At 54.1% G+C, this 2,427-nt stretch carries 2 protein-coding genes; both read left to right on the top strand.

The window, feature by feature from the left end:
• Positions 1-146 precede the first annotated feature (146 nt).
• A complete protein-coding gene (locus tag I6F35_RS39445; protein WP_225122948.1) occupies positions 147-350 on the top strand; it encodes a hypothetical protein in 204 nt (67 codons plus the stop codon).
• Positions 351-747: 397 nt separating this feature from the next.
• Positions 748-1,548: a hypothetical protein gene (locus I6F35_RS39440; RefSeq protein WP_225122947.1), complete on the top strand. Its 801-nt coding sequence runs from the start codon at positions 748-750 to the stop codon at positions 1,546-1,548.
• Positions 1,549-2,427: the final 879 nt, after the last annotated feature.

The following is a 2,427-nucleotide window of genomic DNA, read 5'->3' as shown; positions in this document are numbered from 1 at the left end:
CGAGCGGTCGAAACATGCGCCTGAGATTGCGCACCTTGGTCTCCTTCGGGAATCGGAAAACACCCGAAGAATCCAATTCGCACCGCTATGCAATACCCCTCTAAGGCCATATGCGATTCCCCTACCTTTGAATCCAGGACGACGACATGAAAAACTACCTACAAGATCCCAAGCACTGGCGCGAGCGCGCCGAAAAAATCAGAGCCAAGGCAGAGCGGATTTGGAATCATCCCGCGGAACAGCAACGGATGCTCCGCATAGCAGACGAATACGACTGGTTGGCTGAGCGGGCAGCAGAATGGCAACGGTCGGGCGAATTACTCAACCAGTCGAGGAGACCGGAGAGATGAGTTCACTTGTCAGCTTCCTGTCGGCCCTGGGCCAATCGAAAGAACTAAAGCGCCAGCCGATCCTGGCTGGAGAAGTGACTCGCGATCAATGCCCGCTCGTGGATTACCTTACCGTGAAGTTTTTCGTGACCTTCGACTGTTGTTCTTACCGAATCAAAGCGAGCTGTAATAACGAGCGATGGATTCGGTCGTGATCTCTCGTGGTCTGGCGTCAATTGTTGAATCACTCCGTGGCTTAAAGTCAAATAGGCTGCAAATCTCCGCATTGATAGTGTTATCGGCATACCCAGAGCAGTCATTGATTTGGGTCAAACGGTGACGCCGGCACCGCATTCGGCGGCGTCAGCTGCGCGCTGATGGTAGGGTCCCAGATCGGGCCAGCCCGGCTCTTACCAGTTTGATTTACCGCAAGGCGCCGGGGTATTTCAACGTTCCGTCGTTTGAACGAGGCGGCATTGATCGCCGACAGGGAGAGCAAAGGAACAATCGCGCTGCAAACCTGCGAAGACTTTCGATCGACCAGTTTGGTCAAATCTTGGTGGCTTTACCATCCGACAATTGGCCCAATCTCACGAAACTCTTGCCCGGAATGACGCCAGATTCGGCGCAAAAAGAGTGGACGGGATCATCCGGCGATAGCCTGCTCCGCCAAAGCAACAATTTCATGAACTTTTTGGCAGCCCCTTTTGCTGGCGTAACGGGTCAGTCAATCCACGGAAAAATGTCCTCGATTCGGCTGCGGTTGGGGACGCTTGCTACGCCGGTCAGCCTTTTTTCAATGACGCGCAGTTCAATCACGGTTGCGACGCCATTTCGCTTCAGCATAGGGCTCATTGTCCGCAAGCGCCGAGCCCGCCGCGAACCTCGCCCATTTCAAAGGGCAAGAGAAGGTGAGAGCCGAACGACGCTTGGCCGGTCAACTACCAACTTTAGCGATTGGTGGAGAAGACGAACACGTGGCACTCGTGATCCAGTTCCAATGATGAAAGTCCTGCCGGGCATGATAGCCCTCATCGGCGACGCTCCGGGCTCTGTCGCTGATCTACCTGCGCGGCCCTACACCAAAGCGCTCACGATGGTTCGGATCCATGATTGGAGCGGGCCGGTCGAGCGCGTGGCCGTGATCATAAGAGGAACCGATGTCCAGAATTTTGGCCGTCGGGACGGCATTGCCGCCTTTCCGACTTTCGCAGTCTGACGCCAAGATACTAGCGGGTCGCCTTTTCGGATCTAGAATAAAGACCCTTAAGAGATATCTTACAGTATTCGATCATGCGGTAGTCGATCAGCGTTTCTTTTGTGTCGCGCCCGAATGGTTTCTAAGCGAGCATCGCATCGGCGAGACAAATGAAACATACTTGGAGTGGGCCAAAGAGCTGGCGTGCAAAGCAACACGCCGCTGTCTCGACAGAGTCGGCATGAAGCCCGAGCAAGTCGATCGAATTATATTCGTTTCGTCGAGTGGGATCGCTACGTCTAGTCTCGACGTGGATCTGATCTTGAAGCTCGGATTGCGAACAGACCTAAGACGGACACCGGTTTTTGGCCTTGGATGTGCGGGGGGAGCATCGGGAGTTGGTTTGGCAGCAACGATTTGCCGCGCCACGAACGAACGCATTCTACTCGTCGCTGTGGAGCTGAATTCGCTTACATTCCAGCGAAATGATCTCACCCCTAAGAATCTTGTCGCTACAAGCCTTTGGGGGATGGCGCTGCCGCGCTTCTAACTGGCCCAGCTGAAGGCGGCGCAGGCAAATTGGACATTGTGAAAAGTACGAGTTTACTTTACCCGGAGACAACGAGTCCTGGAATGGGCTTGCATTTCGGCGACTTCGGATTTGAACTTGTATTCTCAGAGCGCGTTCCATCGATCATAAGCGAACTGATGCCACTTGCGCTGCCCCCATTGCTCGCGGACGATAGCATTCATCTTAGTCAGGTGAAGAGCTGAGTCTTTCACCCAGGTCGGGAGAAGAGTATTAGAGGTTTTTGAGCGGAGCCTCGGGAGATCGTCTAAGGACTTCTTTTCCAGCTATGAGACTCTTCGACGTCACGGAAATATGTCCAGCGCAACTGT

This window comes from Bradyrhizobium sp. BRP22 (assembly GCF_020194175.1).
Taxonomy (GTDB): domain Bacteria; phylum Pseudomonadota; class Alphaproteobacteria; order Rhizobiales; family Xanthobacteraceae; genus Bradyrhizobium.
The sequence above is the reverse complement of the archived record's forward strand: the minus strand, read 5'-3'. Positions and strand labels throughout refer to the sequence as shown.

What these genes read in the sequence shown, in the direction of transcription:
- I6F35_RS39445 (WP_225122948.1), top strand. Translation starts at nt 147, where the DNA reads ATGAAAAACTACCTACAAGATCCCAAGCACTGGCGCGAGCGCGCCGAA.